16 protein-coding genes are annotated in these 14,343 nt (G+C 58.1%); 9 read left to right on the forward strand and 7 right to left on the reverse strand.

Annotation, left to right across the window (positions count from 1 at the left end):
* Positions 1–39: 39 nt before the first annotated feature.
* Entirely contained in the window at positions 40–507 is a 468-nt protein-coding gene (locus ACO05M_RS05165) for a heavy metal-responsive transcriptional regulator (RefSeq protein WP_421868581.1), read from the forward strand.
* Positions 508–544: 37 nt separating this feature from the next.
* Here the strand turns inward: ACO05M_RS05165 and rpiA are convergent, their stop codons facing one another.
* Positions 545–1,219 (reverse strand): ribose-5-phosphate isomerase RpiA, encoded by a 675-nt coding sequence (gene rpiA, locus ACO05M_RS05170; protein WP_421868583.1) that lies wholly within the window; start codon positions 1,217–1,219, stop codon positions 545–547.
* Between the two features lie 243 nt (positions 1,220–1,462).
* Here rpiA and ilvA point away from each other — a divergent pair, with 243 nt between their 5' ends.
* Entirely contained in the window at positions 1,463–2,974 is a 1,512-nt protein-coding gene (gene ilvA, locus ACO05M_RS05175) for a threonine ammonia-lyase, biosynthetic (RefSeq protein WP_421868585.1), read from the forward strand.
* A gap of 74 nt (positions 2,975–3,048) precedes the next feature.
* On the opposite strand, the gene ACO05M_RS05180 is transcribed toward ilvA, so the two are convergent.
* The gene (locus ACO05M_RS05180; protein ID WP_421868586.1) at positions 3,049–4,512 is read right to left on the reverse strand and encodes an ATP-binding protein; all 1,464 of its coding nucleotides are present in this window, start codon (positions 4,510–4,512) and stop codon (positions 3,049–3,051) included.
* The gene (locus tag ACO05M_RS05185) at positions 4,505–5,227 is read right to left on the reverse strand and encodes a response regulator (protein WP_421868588.1); all 723 of its coding nucleotides are present in this window, start codon (positions 5,225–5,227) and stop codon (positions 4,505–4,507) included. The genes ACO05M_RS05180 and ACO05M_RS05185 overlap by 8 nt, the downstream gene beginning before the upstream one ends.
* Before the next feature lie 182 nt (positions 5,228–5,409).
* Here ACO05M_RS05185 and ACO05M_RS05190 point away from each other — a divergent pair, with 182 nt between their 5' ends.
* Entirely contained in the window at positions 5,410–5,940 is a 531-nt protein-coding gene (locus ACO05M_RS05190) for a Spy/CpxP family protein refolding chaperone (RefSeq protein WP_421868590.1), read from the forward strand.
* Between the two features lie 167 nt (positions 5,941–6,107).
* Here the strand turns inward: ACO05M_RS05190 and ACO05M_RS05195 are convergent, their stop codons facing one another.
* The 3 genes from ACO05M_RS05195 to sodB all read right to left on the reverse strand — a co-directional run bounded on the left by ACO05M_RS05195 (position 6,108) and on the right by sodB (position 8,778).
* The gene (locus ACO05M_RS05195; protein WP_421868592.1) at positions 6,108–6,626 is read right to left on the reverse strand and encodes a hypothetical protein; all 519 of its coding nucleotides are present in this window, start codon (positions 6,624–6,626) and stop codon (positions 6,108–6,110) included.
* Positions 6,627–6,727: 101 nt separating this feature from the next.
* Positions 6,728–7,921 (reverse strand): NnrS family protein, encoded by a 1,194-nt coding sequence (locus ACO05M_RS05200; RefSeq protein WP_421868594.1) that lies wholly within the window; start codon positions 7,919–7,921, stop codon positions 6,728–6,730.
* A 275-nt stretch (positions 7,922–8,196) separates the two neighbouring features.
* Positions 8,197–8,778: a superoxide dismutase [Fe] gene (gene sodB / locus ACO05M_RS05205; RefSeq protein ID WP_421868595.1), complete on the reverse strand. Its 582-nt coding sequence runs from the start codon at positions 8,776–8,778 to the stop codon at positions 8,197–8,199.
* A 265-nt stretch (positions 8,779–9,043) separates the two neighbouring features.
* Between sodB and ACO05M_RS05210 the strand changes: the two genes are divergently transcribed.
* Entirely contained in the window at positions 9,044–9,322 is a 279-nt protein-coding gene (locus ACO05M_RS05210) for a hypothetical protein (protein WP_421868597.1), read from the forward strand.
* A gap of 18 nt (positions 9,323–9,340) precedes the next feature.
* Here the strand turns inward: ACO05M_RS05210 and cysQ are convergent, their stop codons facing one another.
* Complete coding sequence (cysQ, locus tag ACO05M_RS05215) at positions 9,341–10,168, reverse strand: 3'(2'),5'-bisphosphate nucleotidase CysQ (RefSeq protein ID WP_421868599.1); 828 nt, start codon at positions 10,166–10,168, stop codon at positions 9,341–9,343.
* A 99-nt stretch (positions 10,169–10,267) separates the two neighbouring features.
* On the opposite strand from cysQ, the gene yrfG reads away from it, so the two are divergent.
* The 5 genes from yrfG (at position 10,268) to rho (ending at position 14,318) form a co-directional block, all read left to right on the forward strand.
* Positions 10,268–10,930 carry a GMP/IMP nucleotidase gene (yrfG, locus tag ACO05M_RS05220; protein ID WP_421868601.1) on the forward strand — a complete coding sequence of 221 codons (663 nt, stop codon included), beginning with the start codon at positions 10,268–10,270 and terminating at the stop codon, positions 10,928–10,930.
* 20 nt (positions 10,931–10,950) lie between these two features.
* Positions 10,951–11,349 (forward strand): RNA-binding S4 domain-containing protein, encoded by a 399-nt coding sequence (locus tag ACO05M_RS05225; RefSeq protein ID WP_421868603.1) that lies wholly within the window; start codon positions 10,951–10,953, stop codon positions 11,347–11,349.
* A 144-nt stretch (positions 11,350–11,493) separates the two neighbouring features.
* On the forward strand, positions 11,494–12,369 hold the full coding sequence (hslO, locus tag ACO05M_RS05230) for an Hsp33 family molecular chaperone HslO (protein WP_421868605.1): 876 nt from the start codon (positions 11,494–11,496) through the stop codon (positions 12,367–12,369).
* Between the two features lie 137 nt (positions 12,370–12,506).
* The gene (gene trxA, locus ACO05M_RS05235; RefSeq protein ID WP_421868609.1) at positions 12,507–12,833 is read left to right on the forward strand and encodes a thioredoxin TrxA; all 327 of its coding nucleotides are present in this window, start codon (positions 12,507–12,509) and stop codon (positions 12,831–12,833) included.
* Positions 12,834–13,058: 225 nt separating this feature from the next.
* A complete protein-coding gene (rho, locus tag ACO05M_RS05240; RefSeq protein WP_114697316.1) occupies positions 13,059–14,318 on the forward strand; it encodes a transcription termination factor Rho in 1,260 nt (419 codons plus the stop codon).
* Positions 14,319–14,343 lie beyond the last annotated feature (25 nt).

The raw sequence follows: 14,343 nt of genomic DNA on the forward strand, positions 1-14,343 counted from the left end.
AATAGTCTAAGCATAAGACATTGAAGGAGAAGTTTCAGTTTGGTTGAGCAGAAAAAAACCTTGCGCATCGGCCAGGTAGCACAGCAATCCGGCGTCAGTGTCGAGACGGTCCGTTACTACGAGCAGCGCGGGTTGTTGAAGTCGCCACGGCGTTCGCCCAGCGGGTATCGTGAATATGATGCGGCGGTCTTGCAGCAGTTGGCCTTTATCAACCGTGCCAAGGCGCTGGGTTTCTCTCTGGAGCAGATCGGTGAGCTGTTGCAGCTTCAGTTCAGTCCCGATGCCGATCGGAGCCAGGTTAAACAGGTGGTGCTGGAGAAGCTGCAGATGGTCGAGCAGCGAATCCTGGAGTTAGAGCGCTTGCGCAACGCGCTCCAAGGATTATCGGCCAGTTGTGATGGGCAGGGCGGGGTCGATGATTGTCCGATCATGACCTTCCTGCAGCAGGGGGATGCCGCCGGTTGTTGTCCGTCCGACGGCAAATCGAGCAAGGCAGCGGCCGACTGAATCATCAGCCGACTCAGGCTGCCCGAGACGCAGGACGTTAGCCAAGGCGCAACGTCTCGACGCCGTTCGGCGTTCCCATCAGTACCACATCGGCGGGCCGCTCGGCGAACAGGCCGTTGGTGACGACGCCGACCATGTTATTGATCTTCTGCTCCAGTGCCACGGCGGCATCGATGCTCAGGTTATGCACATCCAGGATCTGGTTGCCGTTGTCGGTGACCACGCCCTCGCGGTAGACCGGTTGAGCGTCGAGCTTGAACAGCTGGCGGGCAACATGGCTGCGAGCCATCGGGATCACCTCCACCGGGAGCGGGAACTCGCCCAGCAGATCGACCTGCTTGGTCTCGTCGGCGATGCAGATAAAGGTTTTTGCCACCGCGGCGACAATCTTTTCGCGGGTCAGGGCGCCGCCGCCGCCTTTGATCAGCTGCAGCTTGTCGTTGAACTCGTCGGCGCCGTCGATATAGAAGTCGAGCTGGTTGACGCCGTTCAGATCGTAGACCGGGATGCCGTGGCTTTTCAGCCGCTCAGCGGTGGCTTCAGAGCTGGCAACCGCGCCGTCGAACAGGTGCTTCACTTTGGCCAGCTCGTCGATAAAGAAGTTGGCGGTCGAGCCGGTGCCGACACCCACGATGCTGGAGCTTTCGAGGCTGGGCTGGATCATCTCGACGGCGGCGATGGCCACGTCCTGTTTCATTTCGTCCTGAGTCATGGAGTCTGAGTCTCTATCGGGCTGGGTTAGGTTGGGTCGTATTGTACGAAAGTACCGCATTATACGTGGCCTCGGGCATGGGTTGTAGCGTGACGATCAACGATTGGACGGTGGACGCCGCCGGGGTGAGTGATTACTATGGAGTGCTGCCCTGTTGCTCCCTTAAGAGCTTTTTACAGGGCTTTGTTTTTATTCAGTTACTTGATCAATAACCTAAACCGCGCAGGACGATGCAAACCGATTATGCCGCACCAATATATCAAGAAGATTCTTCAAGCCCGGGTCTACGAGATCGCCAAAGAAACGCCACTGGATGAAGCGGCGTCGATTTCGTCGCGCTTGAACAATCAGGTGTTGCTCAAGCGCGAAGATCTGCAGCCGGTATTCTCCTTCAAGCTTCGCGGTGCCTATAACAAGATGGCGCAGTTGAGTGATGAGCAGCGTGCCTGCGGGGTGGTCGCCGCCTCCGCCGGCAACCACGCCCAGGGCTTGGCGCTGTCGGCCAAGGTGATGGGAGTTAAGGCCACCATCGTGATGCCGAAGACAACGCCGGACATCAAGGTCAACTCGGTCCGCGCCCGGGGCGCCAAGGTGGTGCTGCACGGTGATACCTTCGACGAGGCTTTTGCCCATTCCCAGAAGCTGGTCGACGAGCAGGGGCTGGTTTATGTCCACCCCTACGACGACCCCGATGTGATCGCCGGTCAGGGTACCATCGGCATGGAGCTTCTGCGTCAGCGCAGCGGTCCGATCCATGCGATCTTTGTGCCCGTCGGCGGCGGTGGCCTGATCGCCGGTATTGCCGTCTATATCAAATACCTGCGGCCCGAGATCAAGGTGATCGGGGTCGAATCTGAAGAGTCGGCCTGCCTGAAGGCGGCGATGGATGCCAACGAGCGGGTCAAGCTGGACCAGGTCGGTATCTTTGCCGACGGTACCGCGGTGGCGCAGATCGGTGAGACCACCTTCGATATCTGCCGCAATTACGTGGACGAGGTGATCACCGTCACCACCGATGAAATCTGCGCCTCGATCAAGGATATCTTCGACGATACCCGCTCGGTCACCGAACCTTCCGGGGCCCTGGGTCTGGCGGGCCTGAAGAAATATGTGGCCCGTGAAGGGATCGAAGGTAAGACCCTGATCGCGATCGATTCCGGTGCCAATGTTAACTTTGACCGGCTGCGACATGTGTCGGAGCGGGCCGAACTGGGTGAACAGCGTGAGGCGATCATCGCCGCCAAGATTCCGGAGCGTCCCGGCAGCTTCAAACAGTTCTGCCAGACCCTGGGTCAGCGCAACATCACCGAGTTCAACTACCGCTACAGCGACAACAGCGAAGCGGTGGTCTTCGCCGGGGTGCAGATTCGACCCGGGGAACGGGAAGAGTTGCTGTCAGCGTTGGGTGAGCACCTGGACGAAGTGGCGGACCTGACCGATAACGAGACCGCCAAACTGCATGTGCGCTACATGGTCGGCGGTCATGCTCCCGTCGGGATGCAGGATGAGGTGATCTACCGGTTCGAGTTCCCGGAACGGCCCGGTGCGCTGATGCGGTTCCTGAACAAAATCGGTGGGCGCTGGAACATCTCGCTGTTCCACTACCGTAACCATGGTGCGGCCTATGGCCGGGTATTGGTGGGTCTGCAGGTGCCCGAAGAGGATCGCGACAAGGTCCAGGATTTCCTGGCCGAAATCGGTTACCACTTCTGGGAAGAGACCGACAATCCGGCCTATCAGTTGTTCCTGAACTGATTCCTGCTGCTGAACGATCCCAGGTAGCGGCGCTGACCGCCGCTACCTGCTCTCTTTGTTTTGACCTTCGCGACTCAGCCTGGCTGGCGTGGTAGGCGGATCTCCAGGGTCAAGCCGCCGCCTTCACGATTCCGGGCGCTGATGCTGCCCTGATGCTGGGCCACGGCGCGTGCGGCGATCGCCAGCCCCAAGCCCCAACCACCCTGTTGGCGACTTCGAGCCTTATCGGTGCGCACGAACGGCTCGAAGATCTTCTCCAGCATTTCCGGTTCAATTCCCGGCCCGCGGTCGGCGACCTGAATCAGAATGTCGGAGGTGCCGATACTCAGATTCAGCTCGACCTGATCCTGGGAGTACTTCAGCGCGTTGCTGAGTCCGTTGGCGACGGCGCGCCGAATCAACCGGGGCTCCACAGCCAGGCTGATGGGGCCTTCACTGTGGTAGTCGATCCGAGCCTGATCCAGATTGAACTCTTCGGCCAGCTCCTGCAGCAACTGGTCAATATCGGTCGGGGTCTTGGGTTCGGTTTTAACCCTGGCATCCAGACGCGCCAGCATTAAGATTTCATCGATCAATTGGTCGAGCTGCTCGGCCTGCTTCTCGATCCGATCCAGGCTGGCGTCTTCACCCAGCTGCTTACGGGCCAACTCCAACGCAACCCGCTGTCGCGCCAGCGGCGTCCGCAGTTCGTGGGAAACGTCTCGCAGCAGTTGTTGCTGACCCTGAACCAGCGATTGAATTCGCTCGGCCATGCGGTCGAAGTCCTGCCCCAGCTGGCCCAGCTCATCCTTGCGGCGACTGACCGAGCCGCCGACCCGGCTATCCAACTGGCCATCGGCCAGTTTCTGGCTGGTACGCTGAAGCTGTCGAATCGGGGTGATCAGGTAGCGGGCCATCAGGAATGACAGCAGCGCAACCAGCAACAGGGTCAGGCCGATACGCCAGGCCAGTTGCGGACCGGAGTAGAGGTGGTCGAGTAACTCCTGCGGATTGAGCACCACGAACAGGTAAGATTGGCCGTTGTGTTGCAGAGGCAGGACGGCTGGCCGGAAGCGGGGGCGGCGTTTCTCTTTCCATTCATCCCGATCCTTGCGTGAGTATTCACTGCGCTCGTGATCATCGTCATCATGATCGTATCCACGGCGACGATAGTTATCTTCGTCACGGTCATGATCGTCGGAATCGCGGCAGGATTCATCGCTGCGCTTGTCGATGGGGGCGCGGCCGAAACGGAACAGTTTCTCCAATAACCAGGGCGGTAAGGGTTCGCCGGTCAGGCTCAATCCCCGGCCATCAAGCAGCAGGACCCGGAGGCCGGTCTCCCGCTTGAGCTGCTCACGCCATCGATGCAGGCCGACCGGACCTTCAGCGGCATACTGTTGCATCGCCTGACTGGCATAGGCGGACAGGGTTTGGGTGCGGTTGTCGGACTCTTCGAACTGGCGTGCCAGGGTCCAGGTGACCAGCATGTTGCAGCCGACCACCAGCAGCATCATCAGCCAGGAGGCGAGGAAGATCTTGAGGTAGAGACTACGCATCGCCGGGCCGGTCGAACAGGCGGTAGCCGGAACCACGCACGGTTTGGATCTGAATATGGCAACCCTCCGCCTGGCTCAGCTTGCGGCGCAGATTACTCAGATGCATATCGATGCTGCGATCGTAGGGCCCCAGATTGCGGTTCAGGGCGTGGCGGGTCAGGTCCTGCTTGGTGACCAGACGGTCGGCCTGATCGAGCAGACACTCAAGGATGCGGAACTCGGTCTGGGTTAATGCCAGCGGCTGCCCATTGGCGCTGGCACTGAAGTCCTGACGGTTCAGGTTAAGGCCGGCATAGCTCAGCAGGTTGTCGTCGTGGCTGTCGTTGCTGCCGTTTTCCAGCGCAACACGGCGGATAATGGCGCGGATTCGAGCCAGCAGCTCACGTGGGCTGCAGGGTTTGGGCAGGTAGTCGTCGGCGCCGATTTCAAGGCCAACGATCCGATCCACCTCTTCACCGCGGGCCGACATCATCAACACCGGTGTGCGGGCTTCATCGCCGGATCCGCCCCGCAGTTGCTTCAAGGTGTCGAAGCCATTGAGGGCCGGCATCATGACATCCAGGATGATAACGGCGTACTGCTGCTCGGCGACCTGCTGCAAGGCCTGCTCACCATCGTGAGCCTGGTCGACACTGAAACCTTCCAGCTCGAGAAACTCGGCCAGCATCTGGCATAGCTCCAGGTCGTCATCAACCAGCAGTATCTTGTCCATCATTGCTTCCTACTACCCTCTTAGCACGGCGTGTTCTGGACCTAAGGGTTCAGGCTGTATTCTGACACAGCTTTACCTCGCCTTAGGGCTCTTTACGCAAACTTTACACCGCCCTGACTCTGCTTTGCATTCGGCCCGATAGACTGGAAACCGTACTCAATAGCGATCTCAACGAGGAACGAACGATGAAAAAGCAGATTCTTATTGCAACCACAATCATTGCCCTGGGCGGTGGTGCGGCGCTGACGTTGGCCGATGGATACGGCTACGGCGGCTGCGGTGGAAAAGGCGGCTACAAAGGTGGCTACGATGGTAAGTGGGATGACGATGACTACCGCGAAGGCAAAGGCTGGAGCAAGCGTGATCCGGAGCGTATGCAGCAGCGTATGCTGGATAAACTGGACCGAAAACTGGAACTGACCGCCGAGCAGCGCGAGCAGATTTCCACATTGATGGCGAAGAAATTCGACAGCATGCGTGATGCCTACAAGGATCGGGGCCCGATGCGCGATCAGTGGCAGGCACTGGATCCGAGTGCGGCTGACTATACCGAGCAGGTTGAAAAACTGGCCAAAGAACGGGCCCAGTCGATGGCTGATCGGATGATGGAGCGGGCTCAGTACAAGGCCGATCTGTACTCGATCCTGACGCCGGAGCAGCAACAGGAGTTTGCCGAGCTGGAACAGCGTTTCAGTAAGCGTGGCTGGCGCCACTGAGGTGTTTCAACGACTAAGCTCGTTGGGTTCTCAACGGGCTTTACGGCGGCCGGCAGTGCTCAGGGCGATTCAACCAAAGCCTGGACCTTCTCAAACTGTCTGATACAGCGCTTGGTCGCTATAAAGCCCGTTCTTTTTAACAGCAGGGAAAAAGCTCGTCGGTGAGCCTAAGCGCGGGCCGACAGTTCTGCCGGAATATCCGGGGAATGAGGATAGTCCGCCTGAGTAAAAGCCTGATAGGTAAACAGCACCAGGCTGATAATGCCCCAGGTCAAGCCGATGACCACGCCCAGATCGACAATCCCCCGCCAGGGTTGATCCAGCAGGGAAACGGCTTGGACCAGACCGATGATCGTCAATGTCAGCGCGAAGGTAATGATCTGGCGCTTGCGGCTGATATGGAAATAGCCCATGCAGAACAGCGGTGCCAGCAACAGATGCAGCGGGGTGGGGTTGCGGTACAGGTAGGCGATCCGGGCGGCGACCCGGGGGGAGAAGCCTTTCTGAAAGCCTTTATAGCCCTCGTTGTAGGCCATAAAGATCACCCAGATGACGGTAATCAGCCAATGGTGCCACTGGAACGGCACCGACCAGGCGTCCAGTCCAACCTGACTGAGCCGAACAATGGCAAACCCAAACAGGGTCAGGATGCCACCCATACCCCAGATAACAGCAATTAGACCCATAACGATGCGATGTCTTCCTGTCAGGCCGTTTCAGCCGGTCCGCTGGCCCGAATTAAAAAGGGGCTATTATAGCGGTCCGGCCTGGTCAGTAAAAATCGGCGTTAGCCCGGTCGGCCATCAATCCGGGGTTTGATCAGATAGGGCAGGTACTCTTTGGCGAAGGCGCCGAAAGCCAGGATCCAGCAGAGCGCGGCCAGGCCCAGTAGTGCCGAGCCCAGGGCGCCGGTGAACAGAGTCGCTCCGAGACGGAACAGGACGCCGGCGGCCAGGATCTTGATGCCCAGTACGGTCAGCGGGGGCAGATGCAGCATGCGGCCGGTATGGCCCAGAGAAACCCGTCCCATCATGCCCAGGGTGATCAGGCCGATGCCGCCGTAGGCCAGCATATGCACGGCAGTGCTGGCCGGAACCCAGCCCAGCAGTGCAATGCCCTTAAGCACAAAACCCAGCGCAATACTGACGTAAGCCACGTGCAGTACCCAGATGATCGGATGTTGCCAGATCCGCTTGTCGTACCAGCCGGACACGCGAAGCAGCAGAACCAGCCCCAGCACCAGGCTCCAGATCGCCGGTACCACGGCCAGCGGCACCAGCAGCTCAAGGAACAGCAGGGCAACGGTGCCGAACACCGAAAAGAACTCAACCCAGCCCCATTTGCGCGGTGTCATGCCGGGTAGCGGATTACGGGTAAAGAACGGGATAACCCGGCCGCCCATGATCACGATAACCAGTATCACCACGCCGAGTCCCATGTCGGTACCGGCGCGGGCGCTGTTGCTGATTCCCAACGGCTCCAGGTGCATCAGCAGGTTGGCAAACCACAGCAGCAACAGAATAAACAGGAATGCGATATTGCGGATGTTGCGGGCTTTGATCAGAGGGCCTGCCAGTCCGAGAATCACGCTGGGGATAAACAGCAGATCGATAGCGGCGATAGCAGCGGCGGGCAGCCCCAGCGGTGCGGTAACGACGACCCGTCCCAGCAGCCAGATCGCAAAAATCACGATTAACGGGGTGCCGGAGGGGGTTTCCATCGAGGTCCAGTTACGCGCGGCCGTCAGCAGAAACCCGGCGATTACTCCGGTCGTAAAGCCGAACACCATCTCATGGGCATGCCACATCAACGGATTGAAGTGGCTGGCCAGTGTTAAATGGCCGTACAGATAGGGCAGCCACAGCAGAATCAGAATGACCGAGGCGATGGCGGAGAACAGAAAAAAGGGGCGGAACCCCAGCGCAAACAGGGAAAACGTATCCGGTGGGATGCGGTCTTCAGGGCGTTCGATGTTGATCATGCTAAAACAGGCTCATGGCTTGGTGTCGCCGTGAAGGGATGACATGCAGCGACGGGTCTTTCTTTAGGTCTGGTGGTGGATCTCGCTTCAGGTGCTGTGCAAGAAACCCGCGGATATATTCCGCAGCGTACGCAGCATAGCAGCTGCTGGTTGCTATGCCTTGATTTGGATTAGATTGGTGAGACGCCGATCCCGGTGGTGACGCTGACCAGGGTTAAGGCACACAAAAAACCCGCCGGCTAGGCAGCGGGCGGGCTTTCAATCCGGGGTAGCTATTAGCCCAGGTTTTCGGCAACGAAGTCCCAGTTGACCAGCGCCCAGAAGGCGTTCATGTAGTCAGGACGCAGGTTGCGGTAGTCGATGTAGTAGGCGTGCTCCCACAGGTCGACGGTCAGCAGCGGAGTCTGACCTTCGGTCAGCGGGCAACCGGCGTTGCTGGTGTTGACGATAGCCAGGCTGCCATCGGCATTCTTGACCAGCCAGGTCCAGCTGGAGCCGAAGTTGTTGATGGAGCTGTCGGTGAACTTGGCCTTAAAGTCTTCGAAAGAGCCGAACGCTGCGTTGATTGCGTCGGCTACGGCACCAGTAGGCTCGCCGCCACCGTTGGGGCTCAGGCAGTGCCAGTAGAAGGTGTGGTTCCAGATCTGGGCGGCGTTGTTGAACACACCACCGGCAGGCGCGGAAGTGATGATCTCTTCCAGGCTCTTGCCTTCGTACTCGGTGCCCGGTACCAGGCCGTTCAGCTTAACCACGTAGGTGTTATGGTGCTTGCCGTGATGGAACTCCAGAGTCTCGGCAGAAATATGGGGCTCCAGGGCGTCCTTGGCATAGGGCAGCGGGGGTAGTTCAAAGCTCATTGTTCAGTTCCTATTTGAATAGCTAACACTCTCAGTATCCGACGAAGGGGGTCGGATGGCTAAACCTCTCCGGGTTCATCGCTGGCGCGATCATAGCACTCAAAATGACATATGTCATAGTAAAATGGTCGGTTTTACCGGGGTTCAGGGTGGTGATCCGTCCCAGCATCAGTATGGATTGTAGCAAGCTCGACTAAAGCTGTGTTCCACGACGACGATCTCCGTACTTACAATGACTGACCCGATAAAAATAAGTTCGTCACCGATGCCTAGAATTTTCCTTTACTTGGCGGCCTTCGCGCTGCTGGGTTTCTTTATCACCCGGACCTTTAACCAGCAACCACCCAGCTGGGAGCCCTTCTATCAGGCCTGTATGGCTGGCGCAGGGGCGACTGAGCAGCGCTGCGGCTGCTTTACTGATTATGTTCATGATCGGCTCAGCGACGATGAGATCGACGCCGTGATGGAGAATCGGGTTGCCGGAGCCAGCTTTCAGGATCGGGTCGAACAGATTGTTCAGAAAGGTACGCTGGCCTGCCACTAACCATTTTCGGCAACTGAATCAGCTTTCCAGTCCCAGACAATGGCTCCAGTCGAAAGCCCGGTCTCCGGTGGCGATAAAATCCGGATTGATCAGGTTGTCTCGCTCGTTATAGCGCATCGCTCGACCCCGAAAGTCGATCACCTGACCGCCGGCGGCTTCCAGTACCGCCTGGGCGGCGGCTGTATCCCATTCGCTGGTCGGCCCGGTACGAAGGTGAAGATCGGCAGCGCCTTCGGCGATCAGGCACAGTTTTAAGGAGCTGCCCATTGGTGTTTCCGACACCGGCAATATCTGGCGTAGTCGGTCGATGTACGGATCGAGTGCGCTATCTCGGTGGCTGCGGCTGACCACCAGCGACAGCGGTCGGAATGGAGCCAGCGGGCGGCTCTTCAAGGGCAACTGTCGCAGACCTTTGCCGTTGGATTTATAAGCAATGCCGACCTTGTCACAGCCGGCATACAGGGTGTCGATTGCCGGTGCGTAGACGACCCCGAGCAGCGGTTGGTGGTTGTCGATCAGGGCAATGTTCACGGTGAACTCGCCGTTGCGTTTGATGAACTCCTTGGTTCCGTCGAGCGGATCGACCAGCCAGTAGCGTGACCACTGTTGCCGCTCGGCGATCTGGGACACGGCGGATTCTTCCGACAGGATGGGGATTTCCGGACAGAGTCGCTCCAGGCTTGAACAGATCAGCCGGTGCGCGGCCAGATCGGCTTCGGTCAGAGGGCTGGTGTCGGCTTTGTGCTGAACCTGAACCGGATGATCACGATCATAAATGGACAGGATCGCTTCGCCGGCTTCGACGGCAATTCGGGTCAGTTGGGGCAGCAAAGCGGTAAAGTCCATAGCAACTCCTGGAATGGGACTCTGTTCGGGCCGGTTTTAATCTACGTGCCCGGGCGTCATACTTTAGCTTAAACCCGTCACATTCTTGAGCCTATACCTATGTTGGATTGGGGAAAAATCGATACCGTTCTGTTGGATATGGACGGAACCCTGCTGGATCTGCACTTTGACACCTATTTCTGGTTGGAACACCTGCCGGCACGCTACGCCGAAACCCACGCGCTGGAACCCACTCAGGCCCGGGAGCAGCTGCACGATCGGATTCGCCGTGAGCGGGGCACCCTGAGTTGGTATTGCGTCGACTACTGGTCAGAGGAATTGGGGGTCGATGTGGCGGCACTTAAACATGAGATCGGCCATAAGGTCGCGTTTCGGCCCCATGTACAGGATTTTCTGCGCGCCTTGAAAGAGCAGCAGATCCGCTCGGTGATCGTCACCAATGCCCACCGCAAGAGCCTGGACTTGAAGCTGGCCAAAACCGGTCTGGATCAGTATGTCGATCGGATTCTGGTATCCCACGACTTTGGCCTTCCAAAGGAAGATGTCCAGTTCTGGCATCGGTTGCAGCAGGAGGAGCCTTTCGATCCGGCCCGGACTCTGTTGGTGGATGATAGCCTGCCGGTGCTGCAATCGGCCCGCGATTACGGCATTGCCGAATTGCTATCGATCGTGCAGCCAGACAGCCAGCAAGCGGAACGACAAATCGATGAATTCCGGGCGATCCGTCACTTTGATGAGATCAAACCCGAGAAAAAGAAGTAAAAAGGAATAAACTTGACGGCATGACCGACACACAATTGAAAGTGCGCCTGGATAAGTGGCTCTGGGCCGCCCGTTTTTTTAAGACCCGAGCCCTGGCAAAACAAGCGATCGAGGGCGGCAAAGTTCACTATAACGGTACCCGTGCCAAGGTCAGTAAGGCGGTCGAAGTCGGGGCGATGCTGCAGATTCGACAGGGGTTCGATGAAAAAGTCATCGAGGTATTGAAACTGTCGGACCAGCGCCGGGGAGCACCGGAAGCCGCGCTGCTGTATAGCGAAACCGAACAGAGCCAGGCCAAGCGCGAACTGGCCGCCGAGCAGCGCAAGGCGCAGCGGGCCGCGCAGGCGCCCGAGCGTGGCCGACCGACCAAGAAAGACCGGCGCCGGATCCGTGATTTCAAGGATGCCCACGGCAATTAATCCGGGTTGCCCTTTCGAACCCTGTTAAGGGTTGTATTGGGGCGGGTCGGCCCCATATAGACAGGCCTGCGCCCCAGGCGCCACAGACAGAAGTTGTTCCAGCACCGCAGCGGTGCTGGACCTGAGCAAGAGAGCCGAGTGACCATGAGTAGTGCGGACCAGATTCAACGCTTTATTTTCGATGATGCCGATGTTCGTGGTGTGCTGGTTGGGTTGGATCACAGCTATCACGACTGTGTCGATCACCATCACTACCCCCAGCCGATCAAACAGTTGCTGGGGCAGATGTTGGCGGCGGTGTCGCTACTGAGTTCGACGCTAAAATTTGAGGGCCGCCTGAGTTTGCAGGCTCGCGGTAACGGCGCCATTACGCTGCTGATGGCCGAATGCACCCGGCAGAACCATTTGCGGGCCATCGCCCAGGTTGCCGATACCGTCGACGGTGAGGACCTTGCCAAACTGCTTGGGAAAGGACAGCTGGCGATTACCATTGAGCCGGAAAAAGGGCAGCGCTATCAGGGCCTGGTGCCGTTGGAGCATCCGCAGCTGGCCCAGTGTTTGGAACAGTATTTTGCCCAATCGGAGCAGCTGGCGACCCGGATCATGCTGGCCGCCGATGAACATCGTGCCAGTGGTATGCTGTTGCAGGCGTTGCCTTCGAATGATCAGGACGAGCGTTACCAGGAGAACTGGGCGCGGATCGATCATCTCGGTAGCACCCTGACCTTGAAGGAGTTGAAGGAGCTGGATAATGAGACCCTGCTGTTTCGGCTGTTCCACGAAGAGCAGGTGCGACTGTATGAAGCCGGTGATCTGGCCTTTCAGTGTGACTGCTCCAAGGAGCGTTGTTTGCGCGCGCTGCTGACGTTGGGTGAAGATGAGCTGCAGCAGATGCTCGATGAAGAGGGCGCGGTGGCGATTGATTGTCAGTTCTGCAACAGTCGTTATCACGTGGATCAGGTCGAGCTGGAGCAGTTGCGCCGTGGTGATGCCACCGCGGCATCGGAACAGCTTCACTAAGTCGGCCTTGAAAGCGGGGCAAGCATCCCCATAATAACAAGCTGTCATCTCTGACCGCGTCCGGGACGGGCGAGCCATGGCAGTTTCTTCAACCGCTATTTGCGGCTACTATCTACGGTCAGTTATCTGGAGGATTTATGAGCGACAATATCATCAACGTCACCGATGCCAGCTTCGAAGAAGAAGTGCTTAAGGCCGAAGGTGCTGTACTGGTCGATTACTGGGCCGAGTGGTGCGGACCCTGCAAAATGATTGCCCCGGTACTGGAAGAAGTGGCGAGCGACTACGGTGACCGACTGAAGATCTGCAAGCTGAATATCGACGAGAACAGCGAGACTCCGCCGAAATTCGGTATTCGCGGTATTCCGACCCTGATGCTGTTCAAGGGCGGTAATGTCGAAGCGACCAAAGTGGGCGCACTGTCCAAGTCGCAGCTGACCGCCTTCCTCGACAGCAATATCTGATCGATATGAAAAACGGGCCTTAGGGCCCGTTTTTTTATGGCGGCGTCTTATTCGACTTAATTCCATAGGGGTTATGTTGCAATCCAAAGGTTTAGCGGCCACAATAGCTCCCCGGTACCGCCCAGTGCGGAGAAACCGTTAACGCTGTACTGATTACCAAATTCCAAACTCCCTCCTTCCTGCCAACAGCAAGCACCCTCTCGTGTGCAGTCTTACGATCAAATTATGAATCTTAGTGAACTCAAGCTAAAACCCGTTTCCGAACTTCTCGACATCGCCAAAGAAATGGGCTTGGACAATCTGGCCCGTTCCCGTAAACAGGACGTCATTTTCTCGATCCTCAAAAAACACGCCAAGAGCGGTGAGGATATCTACGGAGACGGTGTGCTGGAGATCCTGCAGGATGGATTCGGTTTCCTGCGCTCTGCCGACAGCTCCTATCTGGCCGGTCCGGATGATATCTATGTCTCTCCGAGCCAGATTCGTCGCTTTAACCTGCGTAAGGGCGACAGCATCTCCGGTAAAATCCGCCCGCCCAAAGACGGCGAGCGCTACTTCGCGATGCTCAAGGTTGATGAGATCAATTTCGATCGTCCCGAGCGGGCCAAGAACAAGATTCTGTTTGAAAACCTGACCCCGCTGTTTGCCCAGAAGCGCCTGCGTCTGGAGCTGGGTAACGGTTCTACCGAAGATCTGACCGCCCGGGTTATCGACCTGATCTGCCCGATCGGCAAGGGCCAGCGTGCCCTGATCGTATCGCCGCCCAAGGCCGGTAAGACCCTGATGTTGCAGAACATCGCCAACTCCATCACCCGCAACAACCCCGAGTGCTACCTGATCGTGCTGCTGATCGACGAGCGTCCGGAGGAAGTGACCGACATGCAGCGCACCGTACGCGGTGAGGTGGTTGCCAGTACCTTCGACGAGCCGCCGGCCCGTCACGTGCAGGTCGCCGAGATGGTGCTGGAGAAGGCCAAGCGTCTGGTCGAGCACAAGAAGGACGTGGTGATCCTGCTCGACTCCATCACCCGTCTGGCCCGTGCCTACAACACCGTGATCCCGTCATCGGGCAAGGTGCTGACCGGTGGTGTCGATGCCCACGCGCTGGAGCGTCCGAAGCGTTTCTTCGGTGCAGCCCGTAACATCGAAGAGGGCGGCAGCCTGACCATCATCGCCACCGCGCTGGTTGATACCGGCTCGAAGATGGACGAAGTTATCTTCGAAGAATTTAAAGGCACCGGTAACTCGGAAGTGAACCTGGATCGCAAGGTAGCCGAGAAGCGCGTCTTCCCGGCCATCAATATCCGTCGTTCCGGTACCCGTCGCGAGGAGCTGCTGACCACCGAGGACGAACTGCAGCGGATGTGGATCCTGCGCAAGTTGCTGGATTCGATGGAAGATTCGGCCGCGACCGAATTCGTCATCGACAAGCTGAAGGACTTCAAAACCAACGATGAGTTCTTTATGTCGATGAAGCGCAAGTAACGAAGCGCTTTGCATCCCGTAGGGC

The sequence above is a fragment of the Motiliproteus sp. genome, assembly GCF_965230735.1.
GTDB lineage: Bacteria > Pseudomonadota > Gammaproteobacteria > Pseudomonadales > Balneatricaceae > Motiliproteus.